Annotated in this window: 12 protein-coding genes; 9 read left to right on the top strand and 3 right to left on the bottom strand. The window is 67.7% G+C overall.

Translation table 11 applies throughout. From position 1 onward, the window contains the following. Positions 1–4: 4 nt before the first annotated feature. The 7 genes from hemG (at position 5) to hemL (ending at position 8,046) form a co-directional block, all read left to right on the top strand. Entirely contained in the window at positions 5–1,462 is a 1,458-nt protein-coding gene (hemG, locus tag RIL96_RS01095) for a protoporphyrinogen oxidase (RefSeq protein WP_310547147.1), read from the top strand. Between the two features lie 65 nt (positions 1,463–1,527). Next, positions 1,528–2,271 (top strand): hydrogen peroxide-dependent heme synthase, encoded by a 744-nt coding sequence (hemQ, locus tag RIL96_RS01090; RefSeq protein WP_310547146.1) that lies wholly within the window; start codon positions 1,528–1,530, stop codon positions 2,269–2,271. 125 nt (positions 2,272–2,396) lie between these two features. Continuing rightward, entirely contained in the window at positions 2,397–3,572 is a 1,176-nt protein-coding gene (locus RIL96_RS01085) for a ferrochelatase (protein WP_310547431.1), read from the top strand. Between the two features lie 18 nt (positions 3,573–3,590). Then, positions 3,591–4,640 (top strand): hydroxymethylbilane synthase, encoded by a 1,050-nt coding sequence (hemC, locus tag RIL96_RS01080; protein ID WP_310547430.1) that lies wholly within the window; start codon positions 3,591–3,593, stop codon positions 4,638–4,640. 38 nt (positions 4,641–4,678) lie between these two features. Further along, a complete protein-coding gene (locus RIL96_RS01075; protein ID WP_310547145.1) occupies positions 4,679–5,479 on the top strand; it encodes a uroporphyrinogen-III synthase in 801 nt (266 codons plus the stop codon). 192 nt (positions 5,480–5,671) lie between these two features. Then, a complete protein-coding gene (gene hemB, locus RIL96_RS01070) occupies positions 5,672–6,652 on the top strand; it encodes a porphobilinogen synthase (protein ID WP_310547144.1) in 981 nt (326 codons plus the stop codon). 80 nt (positions 6,653–6,732) lie between these two features. Continuing rightward, entirely contained in the window at positions 6,733–8,046 is a 1,314-nt protein-coding gene (hemL, locus tag RIL96_RS01065; RefSeq protein ID WP_310547143.1) for a glutamate-1-semialdehyde 2,1-aminomutase, read from the top strand. Between the two features lies 1 nt (position 8,047). Here hemL and betC read toward each other — a convergent pair whose 3' ends face one another. Next, positions 8,048–9,658, bottom strand: coding sequence for a choline-sulfatase (gene betC, locus RIL96_RS01060; protein ID WP_310547142.1), 1,611 nt, complete (start codon positions 9,656–9,658; stop codon positions 8,048–8,050). A gap of 58 nt (positions 9,659–9,716) precedes the next feature. Between betC and RIL96_RS01055 the strand changes: the two genes are divergently transcribed. Next, entirely contained in the window at positions 9,717–10,640 is a 924-nt protein-coding gene (locus tag RIL96_RS01055) for a formylglycine-generating enzyme family protein (protein WP_310547141.1), read from the top strand. Here RIL96_RS01055 and RIL96_RS01050 read toward each other — a convergent pair. Next, positions 10,599–11,180 (bottom strand): hypothetical protein, encoded by a 582-nt coding sequence (locus RIL96_RS01050; protein ID WP_310547140.1) that lies wholly within the window; start codon positions 11,178–11,180, stop codon positions 10,599–10,601. The genes RIL96_RS01055 and RIL96_RS01050 overlap by 42 nt on opposite strands. A gap of 136 nt (positions 11,181–11,316) precedes the next feature. Next, positions 11,317–12,081 carry an exonuclease domain-containing protein gene (locus RIL96_RS01045; protein WP_310547139.1) on the bottom strand — a complete coding sequence of 255 codons (765 nt, stop codon included), beginning with the start codon at positions 12,079–12,081 and terminating at the stop codon, positions 11,317–11,319. A gap of 74 nt (positions 12,082–12,155) precedes the next feature. On the opposite strand from RIL96_RS01045, the gene RIL96_RS01040 reads away from it, so the two are divergent. Further along, a complete protein-coding gene (locus RIL96_RS01040; protein WP_310547138.1) occupies positions 12,156–16,055 on the top strand; it encodes a PD-(D/E)XK nuclease family protein in 3,900 nt (1,299 codons plus the stop codon). Positions 16,056–16,070: the final 15 nt, after the last annotated feature.

The following is a 16,070-nucleotide window of genomic DNA, read 5'->3' as shown; positions in this document are numbered from 1 at the left end:
TGACATGTCTGCCCCAGCCCACCGCGTGCTGGTGATCGGTGGCGGGATCGCCGGTCTGGTCTGCGCCTATGACCTGACCCGGCAGGGTGTGAGCGTCACGATCGTCGAGGCTGATGAGGTCTGTGGCGGAGCCTTGGCATCCCGCGAGCGCGCCGGGCTCGCCACCGACGCCGGGGCTGAGGCGTTCGCCTCACAGTCCAGCGCGGTGACGGAACTGATCGATGACGTGGGGCTGAGTGAGCAGCTGGTCACGCCGAACCCTGCCGGTGCCTGGCTTCAGCTGCCCGAATTGGCGGCGCCGCTGCCGGCTACCGGCCTCTTGGGCATTCCCGGCGATCCCGAGGCTGAGGACGTGATCGCAATCCTCGGCGCCTCGGCGGCCGCCCGTGCTGCCGAAGACAGTACCGCCGACGTCGAGTGCTGGCGTTCCCGCTGGGAGGCTGTCGCCGCCGGTCGGGACCGGATCAGCCTGGCGGAGCTGGTGGCAGACCGGATGGGGCAGGCAGTGGTGGACCGTCTGGTTACTCCCATCGTCTCCGGTGTGCATTCTGCGGCGGCCGAGGCGCTCGACGTCGAGTCTGTCGCACCCGGTCTGGTCTCGCTGATGCTGCGTGAGGGCTCCTTGGCCCAGGCTGTTCTGGCCCGCCGTGCTCAGGCGCCAGCGGGTTCAGCGGTGCGTTCCCTGCGCGGCGGGATGCACACGCTCACCCTGGAGCTCATCGCTCGGCTACGTGCTGGCGGCGCCCAGATCCAGACGGGGGTCGCTGTGAAATCCCTGCGTGACATTCCGGAGAGCTACGATGACATCATCCTTGCCGTAGACGCCCCTGAAGTGGCTCGGCTTCTGGGTGTCGACGCTACGGCGGTTACCTCTTCCGGTGCTGGCGAGTCCCAGCAGGTCGAGGCCGGAGTCGGTGTTGCTCTGGTCACTCTGATGCTGGACTCCGAGGCGCTCGACGGATCCCCGCGCGGCACCGGCATGCTGGTCTCGCCTGCGGTGACTGAGGTGGCGGCCAAGGCTATGACCCATGTGACCTCGAAATGGTCCTGGGCGGCTGAGGCGCTGGGCCCCGCCCGGCATCTGGTGCGGCTGTCCTATGGGCGTGTCGATGATGACTCTCACGCCCGCCCGGGGGCCCACAGCAGTGATGAGGAGCTTCTCGACGCGGCGCGGGCGGATGTCGCCGCGCTCTTCGGCATTCCGCGGCTCGGCGAGCAGGTCCGGGAGGCTGACGTCGTGCGGTGGCGCCGGGCGATCCCGCTGTCCGGGCCGGAGCACGCAGGCCGTGCGGCACAGCTGCGCCGCCGTGTCAGGGAGACCTCCGGGCCTGGGGGAGCGAGGCTGCACGCCACAGGGACTTGGTTCGCTGGGACGGGGTTGTCGAAGGTCGTTCTCGATGCGCGGCAGACCGCCCGGGATGTTCTACGCAATGTAGAACTTCAGGGCGGCTGGCGGCGATAGGCTGGAGTCCGTGCTCATCAACCGTGCCCATCAACGGGGTGTCGACGACGAACGTGGAGGTATCCATGAGCTATGGCAGCAATGCCCTGCGGACTGCGGACGAGGTCAACGCCTCGGGCCTCGATTACTACGCCCTCTACACAGTGTTCGCCCGTACTGGCGGCGCCGGGCAGGCAGCAGCGCAGAGCGCCGATCATCACGGCACCACTGACGCGGCCGCCGACGAGTTCACCGCCTTGGTCGAGGCGCTCGACGCCGACGGGGTCACGCTGCGCGGCACCTACGACGTCTCCGGTATGCGCGCGGATGCTGATGTGATGACCTGGCTCACCGGTCATACCCCCGAGAAGCTGCAGGCGGCGCTGCGTCGTCTGCGCCGCACCGGTCTGCTGGCGAAGACGACGATCGTCTTCTCCGCGATGGGTGTCCACCGCACCGCCGAGTTCAACACCCGCCATGTGCCGGCCTTCGCCCTCGGAGTGGATCCGGAGGACTGGCTCGTCGTCTACCCGTTCAACCGCTCCTATGACTGGTACCTGATGGACCCGGCCAAGCGCGGTGCGATGCTGCGCCATCACGGTCAGCTGGGTCAGGAGTACCCCACGGTGCTGGCCAATACGACCAGCGCGTTCGCGCTGAACGACTGGGAGTGGATGCTCGCCCTCGAAGCCCCTGAACTGACTGATCTGGTGGACATGATGCGCCGCCTGCGTGAGTCCGAAGCCCGTTATCACGTCCGTGATGAGACCCCTTTCTACACCGGTCGGCGCCTGAAGGCCGCCGCCGAGATCGCCGAGGTGCTGCAGTGACCGATCAGACCACCGTTTCCGACTCCGCTGCGGGATTCGCTTCCGGCCCCGCCTCTCGGATCCGTACCCGTGACATCACCGGTGCAGCCTCTGAGCCGGGGCCTGATTACGACGCCTATGGAGTCATGGAGCCCAAGCGCTATGACGCCGTGCTGCTGGCCTCCTTCGGCGGACCCGAGGGTCAGGACGATGTGATCCCCTTCCTGCGCAATGTCACCCGCGGCCGCGGGATCCCCGACGAGCGCCTCGAAGAGGTCGCGACCCACTACCGCGCTCACGGCGGGGTGAGCCCGATCAACGAACAGAACCGCCAGCTCAAGGCCGCGTTGGAAGCCGAACTCGCCGCGCGCGGCATCGAGCTTCCGGTCTACTGGGGCAACCGCAACTGGGACCCCTATGTGCCCCAGACGCTGCAGCAGATCCACGACGACGGTCACCGTCGGGTCTTGGCCGTGACCACCTCGGCCTACTCCTGCTACTCCTCCTGCCGGCAGTACCGTGAGGACTTCGGGGTCGCCCTGCGTGAGACCGGCCTGGAGGACGAGCTCGCCGTCGACAAGCTGCGGCAGTACTTCGACCATCCCGGTTTCGTCCGTGCCTTCCTGCCCAGCCTGGCGGCCGGACTGCGCGAGATGATCGCCGCCGTCGGGGCGGAGAAGACCCACGTGTTCTTCGCCACCCACTCCATTCCGAACTCCGACGCCGCGGCGGCCGGTCCGCGGCCGCTGGCAGCGCAGCTGCGCGAGCAGACCGGTGCCGAAGCGGGAGAGGCCAACGGTGCTGATGTCTACTCGGCCCAGCACCTGGCCGTGGCCGAACTGCTGATGTCCATGGTGGAGGAAGGCTCCGAAGTGGACTGGTCGCTGGTCTACCAGTCGCGCTCCGGGCCTCCGTCGGTGCCGTGGCTGGAGCCGGACATCTCCGACGCCATGGAGCAGAGGGTCACACAGGATGGCGTGGAGGCCGCCGTCGTGGTGCCGCTGGGCTTCGTCTCCGATCACATGGAGGTCATCTGGGACCTCGACACTGAGGCCAAGGAGACCGCCGAGGAACTGGGCATCCGCTTCGTGCGCACTGATACTCCGGGCACTCACCGCGAGTTCGTCTCCGGACTGGTGGATATGATCTCGGAGCGTCTGGCTCAGCTTGACGAGCGGCCGCAGCGTGCCGGGATGACGCAGATGGGCCCCTGGTTCGACGTCTGCCGGCCCAACTGCTGCTCCAAGGTGATGCGCGACGGCACGATCAAGCCGACCACCTCCGCGGTGGACGCCGACGTCACCCCGCCGCAGGCACTCTGAGACAGGGCTGTGAACCTGATGCGAGGTGGTGAGGCCCCGGCCGGACGGGGTGCCGGAGATGACGAGTTCATCGTCGGGACGCGGGGGAGTCGGCTGGCGCTGACCCAGACCAGTGGTGCGGCCGAGGCGCTGTCGGCCTATTCCGGGTACGGCTACCGGTTGGAGACGATCCGCTCAGAGGGTGATGTGCTCACCGGTCCGCTCTCCCAGATGGGAGGAACCGGGGTCTTCGCCACTGCGCTGCGCAGTGCGCTGTTCGACGGGCGCTGTGACGTCGCGGTCCATTCGTTGAAGGATCTACCGGCCAAGGACCTGGAGGGCCTGTCCATCGCGGCGGTCCCGGTGCGGGCCGAGGTGCGCGATGCCCTCTGCTCCGCCGGAGACCTGCCTGTGGAGCGGCTGCCAGAGGGTGCGAAGGTCGGCACCGGCTCTCCGCGCCGGAAGGCGCAGCTGCTGGCCGCCCGCGGTGATCTCGAGGTGGTCGATATCCGCGGCAATGTGGGGACACGGCTGGCTCGCGTCCGCGGCCGGGAGGACGCCGCCGAGACCTCGACACAGGCTCCGGACGCCGCTCGCGGCGACCTCGACGCCGTGGTCCTGGCCGGTGCGGGACTGATCCGGCTGGGGCTGGAGCACCACATCTCCGAGCTCATCTCCACCGAGGTCATGGTGCCCGCTCCGGGGCAGGGCGCGTTGGCCGTGGAGGTCCGCGCCGTCGATGCAGAGCCGGGTACCATGCTCGGCGAGGCACTGGCGCAGTATGACGACTTCGCTGCCCGTGTGGAGACCACAGCGGAGCGGGCGCTGCTGGCCCGGCTCAACGCCGGGTGTTCAGCACCGATCGGCGGCCTGGCGCGGCTGGATGAGGCCACCGGCGTGCTGAGGCTGCGCAGCGTGGTCTGCGCCCCCGACGGCTCGAGCACGCAGAGCGCCGAGGCCGCAGTGGAGATGACGGCGGCCGCGCCTCGCGCCTCAGCGGTCGCGGCAGCCGCGCAGTTGGGTGCTGCGGTGGCCGAGCAGCTGTTGGCTGATGACACCGGCCTACTGGCCCATGTGATCGACACCTGAACGGCCGGAATCTCCACACGTGTAGAAGGAGGGGGCTGGTGAGCGGAGCATCGACGCGACGACGGCTCGTGCTGACTCGCGACCCGGCCGCCGCCGGCCGGTTGGAGGCCCAGCTGGGAGAGGCCGGCATCGAGTTCGCGCATCTGCCGCTGACTGAGCAACGGGCCTTTGACGACGACGCCGACCTCCGCTGTGCGGTGACCATGCTGCACCGAGGCCACTATGAAGCACTCGTGCTGACCTCGGCGAATACGGTGCGAGCGCTCTGCCGGGCCGGGTTCGGCCGGGATTCTGCGCATCCGGCGGCACCTGCCAGGATCGTGGTCACCGGAGCCGGGACCGCCCACGCTCTGCACCAGCTCACCGGGATCACCGAGACCTGGCACCCGGCGGGGGAGGCCTCCGCTGTGGGCATCCTGCAGGAGCTGCCCGCCCCGCGGGGGACGTCCCGGCTGTTGCTGCCGCAGTCCGCCCAGGCACGCAGCGAGCTTCACACCGGGTTGACCGAGCGTGGGTGGCAGGTGGACCAGATCAGCGCCTACTGCACTGTGCCGTTGTACGGCCCCGAGGCGCCCGGGCCCCGACCCCGCCAGCGGCTGCTGCCGGACGAAGGCGTCGCCAGGGAGCCTGGTGAGATCACCGCTGAGGACGTCGTGCTGATCACCAGCTCCTCCGCAGCGCAGGTATGGGCACAGCTGCGCGGCATCCGTCCACGGCCGTACCGGGTACTGGCCATCGGCGCGCCCACTGCGGCGACGCTTCAGGCTCTGGGCGAGCCCGTCGACGCCGTCCTGCCGACGCCGACCGCGCAGGGAGTCCAGACAGCACTCAGCTGCTGAGCAGTCAGTCGAGCACCGCGCCCTGCCGAGCACTAGACTGGGCGACGGCGCCTGCCGGTCGCCGGTCGGTGCCGTAGGGAGGCATCACCGGAGAGATCGTTAAGTGCCAGGTGATGCGTGTTGAATTATGCCTGTTGAATTGTGTCAGCTGACTCGTGTCCACGACGTCGTGAACCACCAAGGAGCCGCCCTGTGACGTTCCCTGCCCGCCGTCCGCGCCGTTTGCGCCGCACCCCGGCGATGCGTCGGCTGGTCGCGGAGACCCGGCTCCACCCGGCTGACTTCATCCTTCCGGTCTTCGTCCGTGAAGGGATCACCGAACCGCAGCCGATCAGCTCCATGCCCGGGGTCGTCCAGCACACTGAGCAGACGATCCTCGATGCCGCAGAACAGGCGCGTGACCTCGGACTGGGTGGTGTCATGCTCTTCGGCATCCCTGCTGAACGTGACGCCTCAGGTTCGGTCGGCCTGGACCCGGACGGCATACTCAACCGCAGCATCCAGGCGGTGAAGGACCGTGTGGGTGAGGACCTGCTGGTGATGAGCGACCTCTGCCTGGACGAGTTCACCGACCACGGGCACTGCGGTGTCCTCGACGAACTCGGTGAGGTGGACAATGATGCCACCTTGGAGCTCTATGCGCAGATGGGCGTGGTCCAGGCCGCAGCCGGTGCCGACGTCGTCGCCCCCTCGGGGATGATGGACGGTCAGGTGGCTGTGATCCGCCAAGCCCTCGATGAGGCGGGGTACTACGACGTACCGATCCTGGCCTATGCCGCGAAGTACGCCTCCGCGTTCTACGGGCCGTTCCGTGAGGCGGTGGACTCCCAGCTTCAGGGTGACCGGCGGCAGTACCAGATGGACGCGCCCAACCGGACTGAGGCGCTGCGTGAGGTCGAAGCGGACCTGGCCGAAGGCGCAGACATGGTGATGGTCAAGCCTGGATTGGCCTACCTGGACATCGTCTCCGACGTCGCGGCGATCAGCGATGTACCGGTCTCGGCCTACCAGGTCTCCGGCGAGTACGCGATGATCGAGGCCGCCGCGGCCAACGGGTGGATCGACCGCCGGGCTGTGATCCTGGAGGCCATGACCGCGCTGCGCCGGGCCGGTGCCCAGAATGTGCTGACCTACCACGCCGCTGAGATCGCCGGCTGGCTGCGTGGGGGCTGACCCCGGCGGAACAGTTTCGCCTGCCCGACCACATGCCTCTGAACCCGATTGAGCACGCCACGCAAGGAGAGATCCCGAGGATGCCCACTAACCAGCAGCTGTTCGACACCGCCTGTGACCTCATGCCCGGGGGAGTCAACTCCCCGGTGCGGGCCTTCGGCTCCGTCGGCGGTACCCCGGCGTTCATCGTCGACGCCGAGGGCCCGTACGTCACCGATGCCGAGGGGACACGCTATGTGGACCTCGTCGGCTCCTGGGGTCCGGCCCTGCTGGGCCACCGGCATCCGGAGGTCACCGCCGCCGTGCACCGAGCCGTCGACCACGGTCTCGGATTCGGCGCCTCCCACCCCGATGAGACCCGACTGGCGCAGCTGGTGCGCACGCGGGTCCCGGGTGCAGAGATGATCCGCATGGTCTCCACCGGCACGGAGGCGACGATGACCGCGGTCCGGCTCGCCCGCGGGGCGACGGGACGGAACCTGATCGTGAAGTTCGCCGGCTGCTACCACGGCCACTCCGATGGGCTGCTCGCCGCCGCCGGCTCCGGTGTGGCCACGATGGGCCTGCCGGGCTCGGCGGGGGTCACCGAGGCACAAGCCTCCGAGACCATCGTGCTGGAGTACAACGACGCCGCGGCGCTGGAGCAGATCTTCGCCGAGCACGGAGACTCGATCGCCGCCGTCATCACCGAGGCGACCCCCGCGAACATGGGCGTGGTGCCGCCGGCTGCCGGGTTCAACGCCCTGATCCGTGAGCTCACACAGCGCCACGGAGCACTGATGATCTTCGACGAGGTGATGACCGGGTTCCGCATCACCGAGGCCGGCTACTGGGGAGCCTCCGGCCGGGAGGAAGGATGGACGCCGGATCTGTTCACCTTCGGCAAGGTCATCGGCGGTGGCCTGCCGACGGCAGCGTTGGCGGGACGCCGGGAGATCATGGAACACCTGGCACCGACCGGCCCCGTCTACCACGCCGGTACGCTCTCCGGTAACCCGGTGGCGATGGCCGCAGGCACGGCCACTCTGGAACACGCCACGGCCGAGGTCTACGAGCACATCGACGCCCAGGCTGCGGCGGTCGCCTCCGCACTGGGCTCGGCTCTGGAGACGGCAGGTGTGGACCACAGCATCCAGAAGGTGGGTTCGCTCTTCTCGTTCTCCTTCGGCACCTCAGCCGGGGGCGTGCACAACTACTCCGACGCCCAGGCTCAGGAATCCTTCCGCTACGGTGCCTTCTTCCACGCGATGCTTCAGGCCGGTGTCTTCCTGCCACCGAGCGTGTTCGAGGCCTGGTTCCTCTCGGCCGCCCACGACGATGCCGCCGTCGAGCAGATCATCGAGGCCCTGCCCGGTGCGGCCGAGGCGGCGGCGAAAGCGCAGCCGCCGAGCTGACTCAGCGATCGGGATCCGAAATGGTGCCGTAGTCCAAGGCCGACCAGAAATCTCCGCGCACGTAACGGGAACTGGGGTCCGGGACGAGGTCCCAGGGGCGGGTACGTCCTGTGGACAGCGCGCCGCTGACTACTTGCCGCCGGCGCTGGGAGGCTCGTACGGAGGCATCCAGGGCTTCGAGGTCATAGCGCTCTTCCAGAGCGCGGCGCAGTGTGGCCGCCAGCGCGGAGTGCGCCGGATCCTCGGCGAGGTTCCGGGTCTCCTGCGGATCGGTGGAGAGATCGAACAGCTGGTCCGGGTCTCCGGGGCAGAGGACGAATTTGTGCTGCCCGCGCACCAGGGTCAGCTGCGGGTGGTGCACCCCTTCGGCCAGGTATTCGATCACCACATCCCGCTCGTGCGGCGTGCCAGTGCCCGCCGTCTCTTCGGCAGCGATTCTCCGCAGGCTGACCCCCGGCGCCTCAGCGTCCTCGGCCTCGGCGAAGTCCAGCAGAGTCGGCATCAGATCCACAAGTGAGACCGGACTGCTGAACCGGCCTCGAGGGACCAGATGCGGTGGTCCATAGACGATCAGCGGCACACGTGCCGACTGTTCGTAGGGGGACATCTTGTACCAGAGCCCCTTCTCCCCGCGCATATCCCCGTGGTCTGAGGTCACAATGATCACCGTGTCCTCTTCCAGATCCAGCTCACGCAGCCGAGACCGGATCGCCCCGACGTGGTCATCGATGTAGCTCACCGCCGCATAGTAGGCCCGCCGCGCTCGCAGGGTCTGCTCATGATCGGGCTGACGGACGTCGAAACCGCTCATCGTCCGCAGCCGGTGGGTGTGCGGATCACCCTCCGCATCCGGGGCATCAGGGTGTACCGGTGCGTCGATCTCCACACCGTCGTAGCGGTCCCACTGCTCCCGGGGCGGCTCGTAGGGATCATGCGGGTGGATGAAGGAGGTGACCATGAGGAACGGCTGAGGCTCTTCACCACGGGCGCGCGCCGCCTGGTCAGCCCGGACCCGGTCATTGAGGTGGCGCAGCGTATGGAAACCGACCTCCTCGTCGAAGTCGAGCTGCACCGTGGCCTTCGAAACACCCGCGGTGAAGACGCTGTCGGCATCGTGGTACCACTGCAGCTTCGTCTGCAGATCCAGGTCCCAGTCCGGGACCATGTCCATATCGGCCGGGTAGACGTCAGTGGTGAGCCGCTCCTCGAAGCCATGATGCTGATCCGGGCCGATGAAGTGCATCCGCCCCACCAGCGCCGTGTGGTACCCGGCAGCGCGCAGGTGATGGGCGAACGTCGGCGTGGAGGAGGGGAAGTCATCGCCGTTGTCATAGCAGCCGACCTCCGAGGGCATCCGGCCGGTCATCATCGAGGCACGCGACGGCGCGCACAGCGGCGTGTTGCAGTAGGCCCGGTCGAATACGGCGCCATCATCTGCCAGCGCATCAATATGAGGAGATCCCACAACATCATTCCCGTAGGCTCCCAGGGCATCCGGTGCCAGCTGGTCGGCCTGGATGACGACGATATTCGGCCGGCGGGACATCGTATGAGCGTCCCGGGCAGCACCAGTCTCCTGGGCAGTGCCGGTCTCCTGAGCTGCGCTGGTCATCTGACCTCCTGGGTCTGCGGGTACGGTGGTCCAGACCAGGCTAACCGGAGGTGGTGACATGAGCGGAGCACGCGGGCAGAGCTGTTGCGCCCCCGGTGCCGGTGAGGCACGCAGCGACAGGAGCGGATGCGGTGCGGCCTCTCGCGCTCAAGAACCGACCGGGGCGCCGTCGTCCTTGCTGAGGGCTCTTACGGAGCGCGCCGGTGACCAACTCACCATGGCCGGCCTGCCCGGCGGCACCTTCCTGATGGGCTCAGAGGATCACCTCGCCTACCCCCAGGACGGTGAGGGGCCGGTGAGGGAGGTCGACGTCGAGGCCTTCGCGATGGCGACGACGACGGTCACTGTCGCCGAATTCGCCGCCTTTGTGGCCGAGACCGGCCACCGCACCGATGCGGAGGTCCAGGGAGACTCTCTGGTCTTCCAAGGACTGCTGCCCGCAGACCTGCGGAGGTCCGCGCCCCGTGTCACTGCGGCCCCGTGGTGGTGCCTCGTCGCCGGTGCCTGTTGGTATGCGCCCGAAGGGCCGAACAGCTCAGTTCGGGGACGTGAACAGCACCCGGTCACCCATGTCTCACACCGCGACGCCCGTGCCTATGCCCAGTGGGCCGGCGCTCGGCTGCCCGGTGAGGAGGAATGGGAGTACGCCTGCCGCGGTGGGCTCGCACAGCAGCCCTACCCGTGGGGTGCGGTGCGTGAGCCGGCCGGGCGGAAGCTGATGAACATCTTCCCCGGAGACTTTCCGGAAGCCCCGCAGGGGGCGGTGGGCACTGTGGCAGTGCGGTCCTATCCGCCCAACGGGTTCGGGCTCTATGAGACCACGGGCAATGTGTGGGAGTGGACGGCCCAAGGTGTGCTGCGCGGTGGCTCCTATATGTGCCACGCGTCCTACTGTCGGCGCTACCGGACCTCGGCCCGGACGACGGCGACGCCGGACACCTCACTCGGACATACGGGGTTCCGGCTCGCGGCGGACCTCTGAGGTGCTCGATCGAGAAGTGTGCTCTGAGTGCCATGCTTGGCTCTCTGACGTGGGGAACGAGTACCTCAGCGCCATATGGGCCGGACCGATGATCAACCCGGCCAGGATCAGGCAGCCTGCGCCGTAGACCCATAGCTCTGGGGCACCCGCTGCCAAGGGGCGCAGGAGAAACTGGGGAGCCAGCATGACCGCGGCGATGGTGGCGAAGAACAGCAGGCCCTGTGGTGTGCTGCGCTGGGGCAGACCCAGCGCTCGCCGGTACCAGGACAGTGCCCCTACTGTGGCGCCCGCGATGACGAACGCCAGGATGAGCCAGGACGTGGAACCGCCGTCACCGAGCCCGAGGACGAATAATGTCGCGGTGGTCAGCAGGGTCAAGGTGATCAGTGAGCCGCGCTGATGACGGCGGCTCAAAGGTGGGCGTGGTGCTTCTTTGCGGTCCTCGGCCTCCAGCGCGGCAGCCAAAGATGCCTGGCGCGGTCTTAACCGGGTACCTGTGGGGCGCTGGTTTGCGACGGTGTCTTCTTCAGAAGTGGTCACGGCTTTCCCTCCTGTCTTCAGGCTTAGGCCATGAAGTCAGTGGGTCCGGGGCCTGCGTCGCTCCAGAGCGGTGACGAACCGATGAGCGCGGTGCCGCTGACAGCCACCGACTCGTTCACAACGTATCGCATAGGACTCACATCGGCCACCGTGGATCGACGTGCGCATCCGGTCGAGTCTTACGGAAGTACTCCTGCAGAGACGCCGCCTGCTCGGCCTTCCATCCGATCTGCAGGTCGTGGAGTTCCTCGGCTGGGATCTGCAGCTGCCGGTGACGCTGAGCGAGCACGTCGGCCAGTTCCACGGCGGCCTTCGCGTCCGGGGCAGCGGAGTGGGCGTCGTCGAGCACGACGCCATAGTGATCGGCCATATGCCCCAGAGTCCGCTTGCCGCGGCGGAACCGGTCCACCTGCTTATCGAGCACCAGCGGATCGATGATGGGCCTGGCCCTCGGCAGATCTGCGCCGTAGCGTTGGGCTTCGGCGGCAAGCACGGAGAGGTCATACGGGGCGTTGAAGATCACGACCGGTGTGCCGGCGTCGAGCTCCTCCACGATACGGTGCAGGATCTGCGGCACCGCCTCGGCCGCGGCGGTGCCGTGGCGGCGCGCGTAGTCGGTGCTGATGCCGTGGACGGCGCTCGCCTCCGCGGGGATCTCCACTCCCGGGTCGACCAGCCACTCCACGACGCGCGGGGTGCTGGGCTGTGCCTCCGCGTCCTGCTGCGCGGTGGCGTTCCCTGCTTCTGCGGCGTCCTGCGCGTGATATTCCACGACTGCAGCGGTGACGATCCGTGCCGTACGCGGATCACGGCCGGTGGTCTCGAGGTCGAAACCGATGCGACGGCCGCTGTGCCAGGAGGCGGCAGCAGGGGGAAGGTCGAACAACGCGGGATTCTCCATGGATTCACCGTAGCGCGTCCGACTGACAGCCTCGGCGACGAACTCATGTCATAGGGGTCTGATTTGATGGACCCATGGGACAGCACGAGGACGCACGCACCCCCGATTCCACTCCTGATTCCACCCCGGATTTCACACCTGACCAGGATCAACAGCGAGTCGTGGAGAAGGCTGCCGAGGGGGCGCACGGTCCGCTGCTGGTGCTCGGCGGTCCCGGCACCGGCAAGACGACGGTGATCACCCACCTGGCGCTGCGGTTCCTGCAGAGCGGTCACGATTCCCATGAGCTGTTGGTTCTCTCACCCTCGCGGACCTCTTCGGCGCGGCTGCGAGATGCCATCGAGTCTCGCTGGGCTCAGGACCCCCAGGATGGCACGCTCACGGATCAGCCCTCGCGTTCGTTCGCCTCCTACGCCTTCGCCGTCATCGCCGAGGCCAGACGCCGGGGGCTGCTCGATTTCACGGACCGTGCACCACGTCTGCTCTCCGGTGCTGAACAGGACCGTCAGATCGCCGCGCTGCTGAGTGCGCAGGAGACCGACGTGCAGTGGCGGGTGGTGGACCCGGCCACTGCCGGCACTGAGCGCGAGAGGGTCCGCGTGGATCTTCGTTTGGCTGCGGGCACTGCCGGATTCCGTCAGGAGATCCGTGAACTCTTCGATCGCGCCTCAGAATACGGGGTGAGCCCGGAGGAGCTCATCGCTTGGGGTGAGGACGCCGCTGCCGGGCGCGGTCCCGGGTATGCGGCGTGGCAACCTGCCGGTGAACTCTACGGGCTCTATCTCGATCTGCTGGGTCAGCAGGCGCCCCATGCCTTCGACCCCTCCGGGCTGATCGCCCGCGCCTGTGATCTGCTGGAGGATCATCCGGAGCTGTTGGCCGGGGAACGTCACCGCCTGCGGCTGATCCTCGTCGATGACGTCCAGGAGGCCAATCCCAATGTCTGGCGGCTGCTGCGGCTGATCGGCGCAGGTGGCCCCGTCATCGCCTGTGCGAATCCTGACGTGGCCGTTCAGGGATTCCGTGGTGCCCGCCCGGACCTGATGGCGAACTGGACCGGAGACAGCGATGACCACCTGCTGCCTGCCGGTGTGGCCGCACGAGGGCGCCGTGGCTCGATGCGGCCGGAGGACCCTGCCGTGGGGAAGGAGCCGGAGGTCCTCAGCCTGACTGTGGACCACCGGATGAGCCGGGAGATCGCGCAGGTCTACGGCAGCGTGGTCGAACGCATCGGATCGGTCGGGGATCCGCTGCCGTACCGCCGTCGTTGGGCGGAGCTAGCGGCACAACGGCGCACGGAATGGGCAGAACAGGCTCAGGAGCAACATGAGCATCAGCACGCCTCGCAGGCGCGTCTGAGCCCGGGGCCACGGCGGAACTTCCCCGAGGACGTCGACACCTCTGCTCTGGGTGTCTCAGTCAGCATCGTCGGCAGCGAGCAGCATGCCGAACAGATGATCCTTCAGGAAGTGCTGCAGCGGCATCACCGCGGGGGCGTCGATGGCGCCGGAGTGCCTTTAGGCCAGATCGCGGTGATCGCCCGCAACGGCGCTGCTGTCCATCAGGTGTCGAGGCTCTTCGCCGGCCAAGGGCTGCCCGTGGCACGGTCGATGAGCGAGGTCGTGCTGCGTGAGGAGACCGCTGTGGCTCCTTTGCTGCGTCTCATGCGTGCGGTGACCAGTACAGCACCCGTGGCAAACGCAGAATCCGGCACCAGCGCAGAACCTGACACCAGCGCAGAATCTGACAGCAGGATAGATACTGAAGCGAACCCAGAAACCGTCACCCACCCAGTGCCCAGTGACCATCTTGATCTGTCTGCAGTGCTCGCTCTGCTCTCTGGCCCCTACGGTGCGGTGGATGCCATCACCATGCGGCGGATCCGGCGCCTGCTGCTCGGTATGGAACGTACACAGGTGGTTGAGGGTGAGGGTGCGGCTGGGCAGCCGCGGTCCTCTGATCAGTTGCTCGTGGCCGCCGTGAACGAGCCCCAGGACCCCGTGACCCAGCTGCTGATGGCCTCTGAGCATCGGGCGCTGCGGGGGCTGCAGCGTCTGGTCAGGATGGTCCAGGCCGCCCGGGAAGCAGCGGAGGAGCCGGGCGCCGGTCCGGGTGAGGTGCTGTGGGCCCTGTGGCAGGCCTCGGCACGCCAGGCGCGCTGGGTCTCGGAGTCCCAGGGCGGAGGGGAGCCGGCCCGGCGGGCGAACCGGGATCTCGACGCCGTCGTCGCGCTTTTCGAGGCGGCCGAACGGTATTCTGAGCAGTTGCCGGGGCAGAGCATCCAGCACTTCGTGACCTATATCGAAGAGATGGAACTGCCGATGGATACCTTGGCAGAGACCTCCACAGTTCGCGAGGCGATCAGTGTGCTCACTCCTGCCACGGCTGTGGGCCGGGAGTTCGACACCGTCATCCTCATCGGTATGCAGGACGGGGTGTGGCCGAACCTGACTCCTCGTGGCGAGCTGCTGGGATCATCGGTGCTGGTGGACATGGTCTCCGGCGCCGCGGACCGGGGCAGTTGTTCAGTGCGTGCGAAGCGGATGCAGGTGCTCCAGGACGAGTACCGACTCTTTGCCGCTGCTGTCTCACGGGCACGACGGCGGCTGGTCGGCATCGGTATCACCAGCACCGATGAGACACCGAGCCTGCTGATCGATCTTCTTGTCCCCGCGGTTCTCCGGACATCGGCGGAGTTGGCGCGGCCGCGGCCGATGACGGCACCGACGTTAGTGGCGCAGCTGCGCCGCACAGTGGAGGCCCACGCAGGCCGGGCCGCGGCGCGAGGGGAACCGGCCGAGAAAAACACTGACCTGGGTGGTCCGGACGAGCTGAGCGACATGAGCGACACGGCAGAGAAGAAGAAAGAGGAGAAGGAGACCGAGGAAAGGGAAGCTGAGGAGGCCGCACGAGCCCTGGCGATCCTGGGGCAGGCCCGGGCCGAAGCCACGGGGGAAACCATCACCGGGGCCGCACCGCAGCACTGGTGGGGGCTGGTGGATCCGGCCCGGTTCGCCGCACTGATCACCGAGGAGGAACTCGACGCCGGCGCTCCCCTCAGGCTCTCTCCCTCAGCTGTGGAGAAGGCCCAGAACCGGCCCCTGGAGTGGTTCATCGACGCCGTAGGAGGTTCGCCGACCACCGATCAAGCCCGTGACCTGGGGACACTCATCCACTCCATCGCAGAGGACCATCCCCGGCCGGAACCCGGCGCCTCCCTGCTGGATACCGCGGATACTCTGCGTGCTGTCCTGGCCCAGCGCTGGGGGGAATTGGGCTTGGACCCGCAGAGCTATGACAGCAGCCGGAGTTTCGCGCGGGCGGAGCAGATGATGGGGCGGCTGGCCTGGTACATCCACGCTGCGCAGGAGGCCGGCCGTGAACACCTGCTCTCTGAGGTTCACATCACCGCCGGAATGCAGCTTCCGGTGCGTGGCACGCCCCGGGAGATCACCGTCTCCGGATCGATAGACCGGCTCGAAGTCGATGAGGACGGGGAGTATTACATCGTCGACTATAAGACCGGCACCAGGACCCCACGTCGCTGTGCCAAGCATCCGAAGGGAAGTTCCCAGACGGCGCCCGAGGACTGCGAACTGTGCGGACATGCTCAGCTGGGGGTCTATCAGCAGCTGGTCAGGACACCGCAGGACCACAAGACAGCGCGCCATGACGGCACTGACGTGGAGATCACCGGGGAGACAGCTGGTGCGGCGCTGGTCTTCCTAGGCGAGGACCTCGCGAAGGTCGAGGGTATCGAATACCGTCAGCAGGCCGTCAGCGGAGTGCCATCGGCTGAGGATTGGCCCGCCGGAGCCGGGGCCTGGCCTGATCTCGCCCTCATCGAGGCCGCGCAGACCGTCACCGCCGGGAAGTTCAGCGTTCACCATACCGAGGGTGCTCAGTGCCGTGCCGGAGTGCTCTGCCCCATCTGTGCCAGCGGGCGCGCCGTGACCCAGCCGATCGCCGAGTGAAGAAGCGAAGATCGC

This window comes from Nesterenkonia aerolata (assembly GCF_031470965.1).
GTDB lineage: Bacteria > Actinomycetota > Actinomycetes > Actinomycetales > Micrococcaceae > Nesterenkonia > Nesterenkonia aerolata.
This window is presented reverse-complemented; position numbering and strand designations above follow the sequence as displayed.

Bases quoted from the DNA above. Each gene is read 5' to 3' on its own strand.
- hemG (WP_310547147.1), top strand. From the start codon at position 5: ATGTCTGCCCCAGCCCACCGCGTGCTGGTGATCGGTGGCGGGATCGCC.
- hemQ (WP_310547146.1), top strand. From the start codon at position 1,528: ATGAGCTATGGCAGCAATGCCCTGCGGACTGCGGACGAGGTCAACGCC.
- RIL96_RS01085 (WP_310547431.1), top strand. From the start codon at position 2,397: ATGGAGCCCAAGCGCTATGACGCCGTGCTGCTGGCCTCCTTCGGCGGA.
- hemC (WP_310547430.1), top strand. From the start codon at position 3,591: ATGCGAGGTGGTGAGGCCCCGGCCGGACGGGGTGCCGGAGATGACGAG.
- hemL (WP_310547143.1), top strand. From the start codon at position 6,733: ATGCCCACTAACCAGCAGCTGTTCGACACCGCCTGTGACCTCATGCCC.
- betC (WP_310547142.1), bottom strand. From the start codon at position 9,658: ATGACCAGCGCAGCTCAGGAGACCGGCACTGCCCAGGAGACTGGTGCT.
- RIL96_RS01055 (WP_310547141.1), top strand. From the start codon at position 9,717: ATGAGCGGAGCACGCGGGCAGAGCTGTTGCGCCCCCGGTGCCGGTGAG.
- RIL96_RS01045 (WP_310547139.1), bottom strand. From the start codon at position 12,081: ATGGAGAATCCCGCGTTGTTCGACCTTCCCCCTGCTGCCGCCTCCTGG.
- RIL96_RS01040 (WP_310547138.1), top strand. From the start codon at position 12,156: ATGGGACAGCACGAGGACGCACGCACCCCCGATTCCACTCCTGATTCC.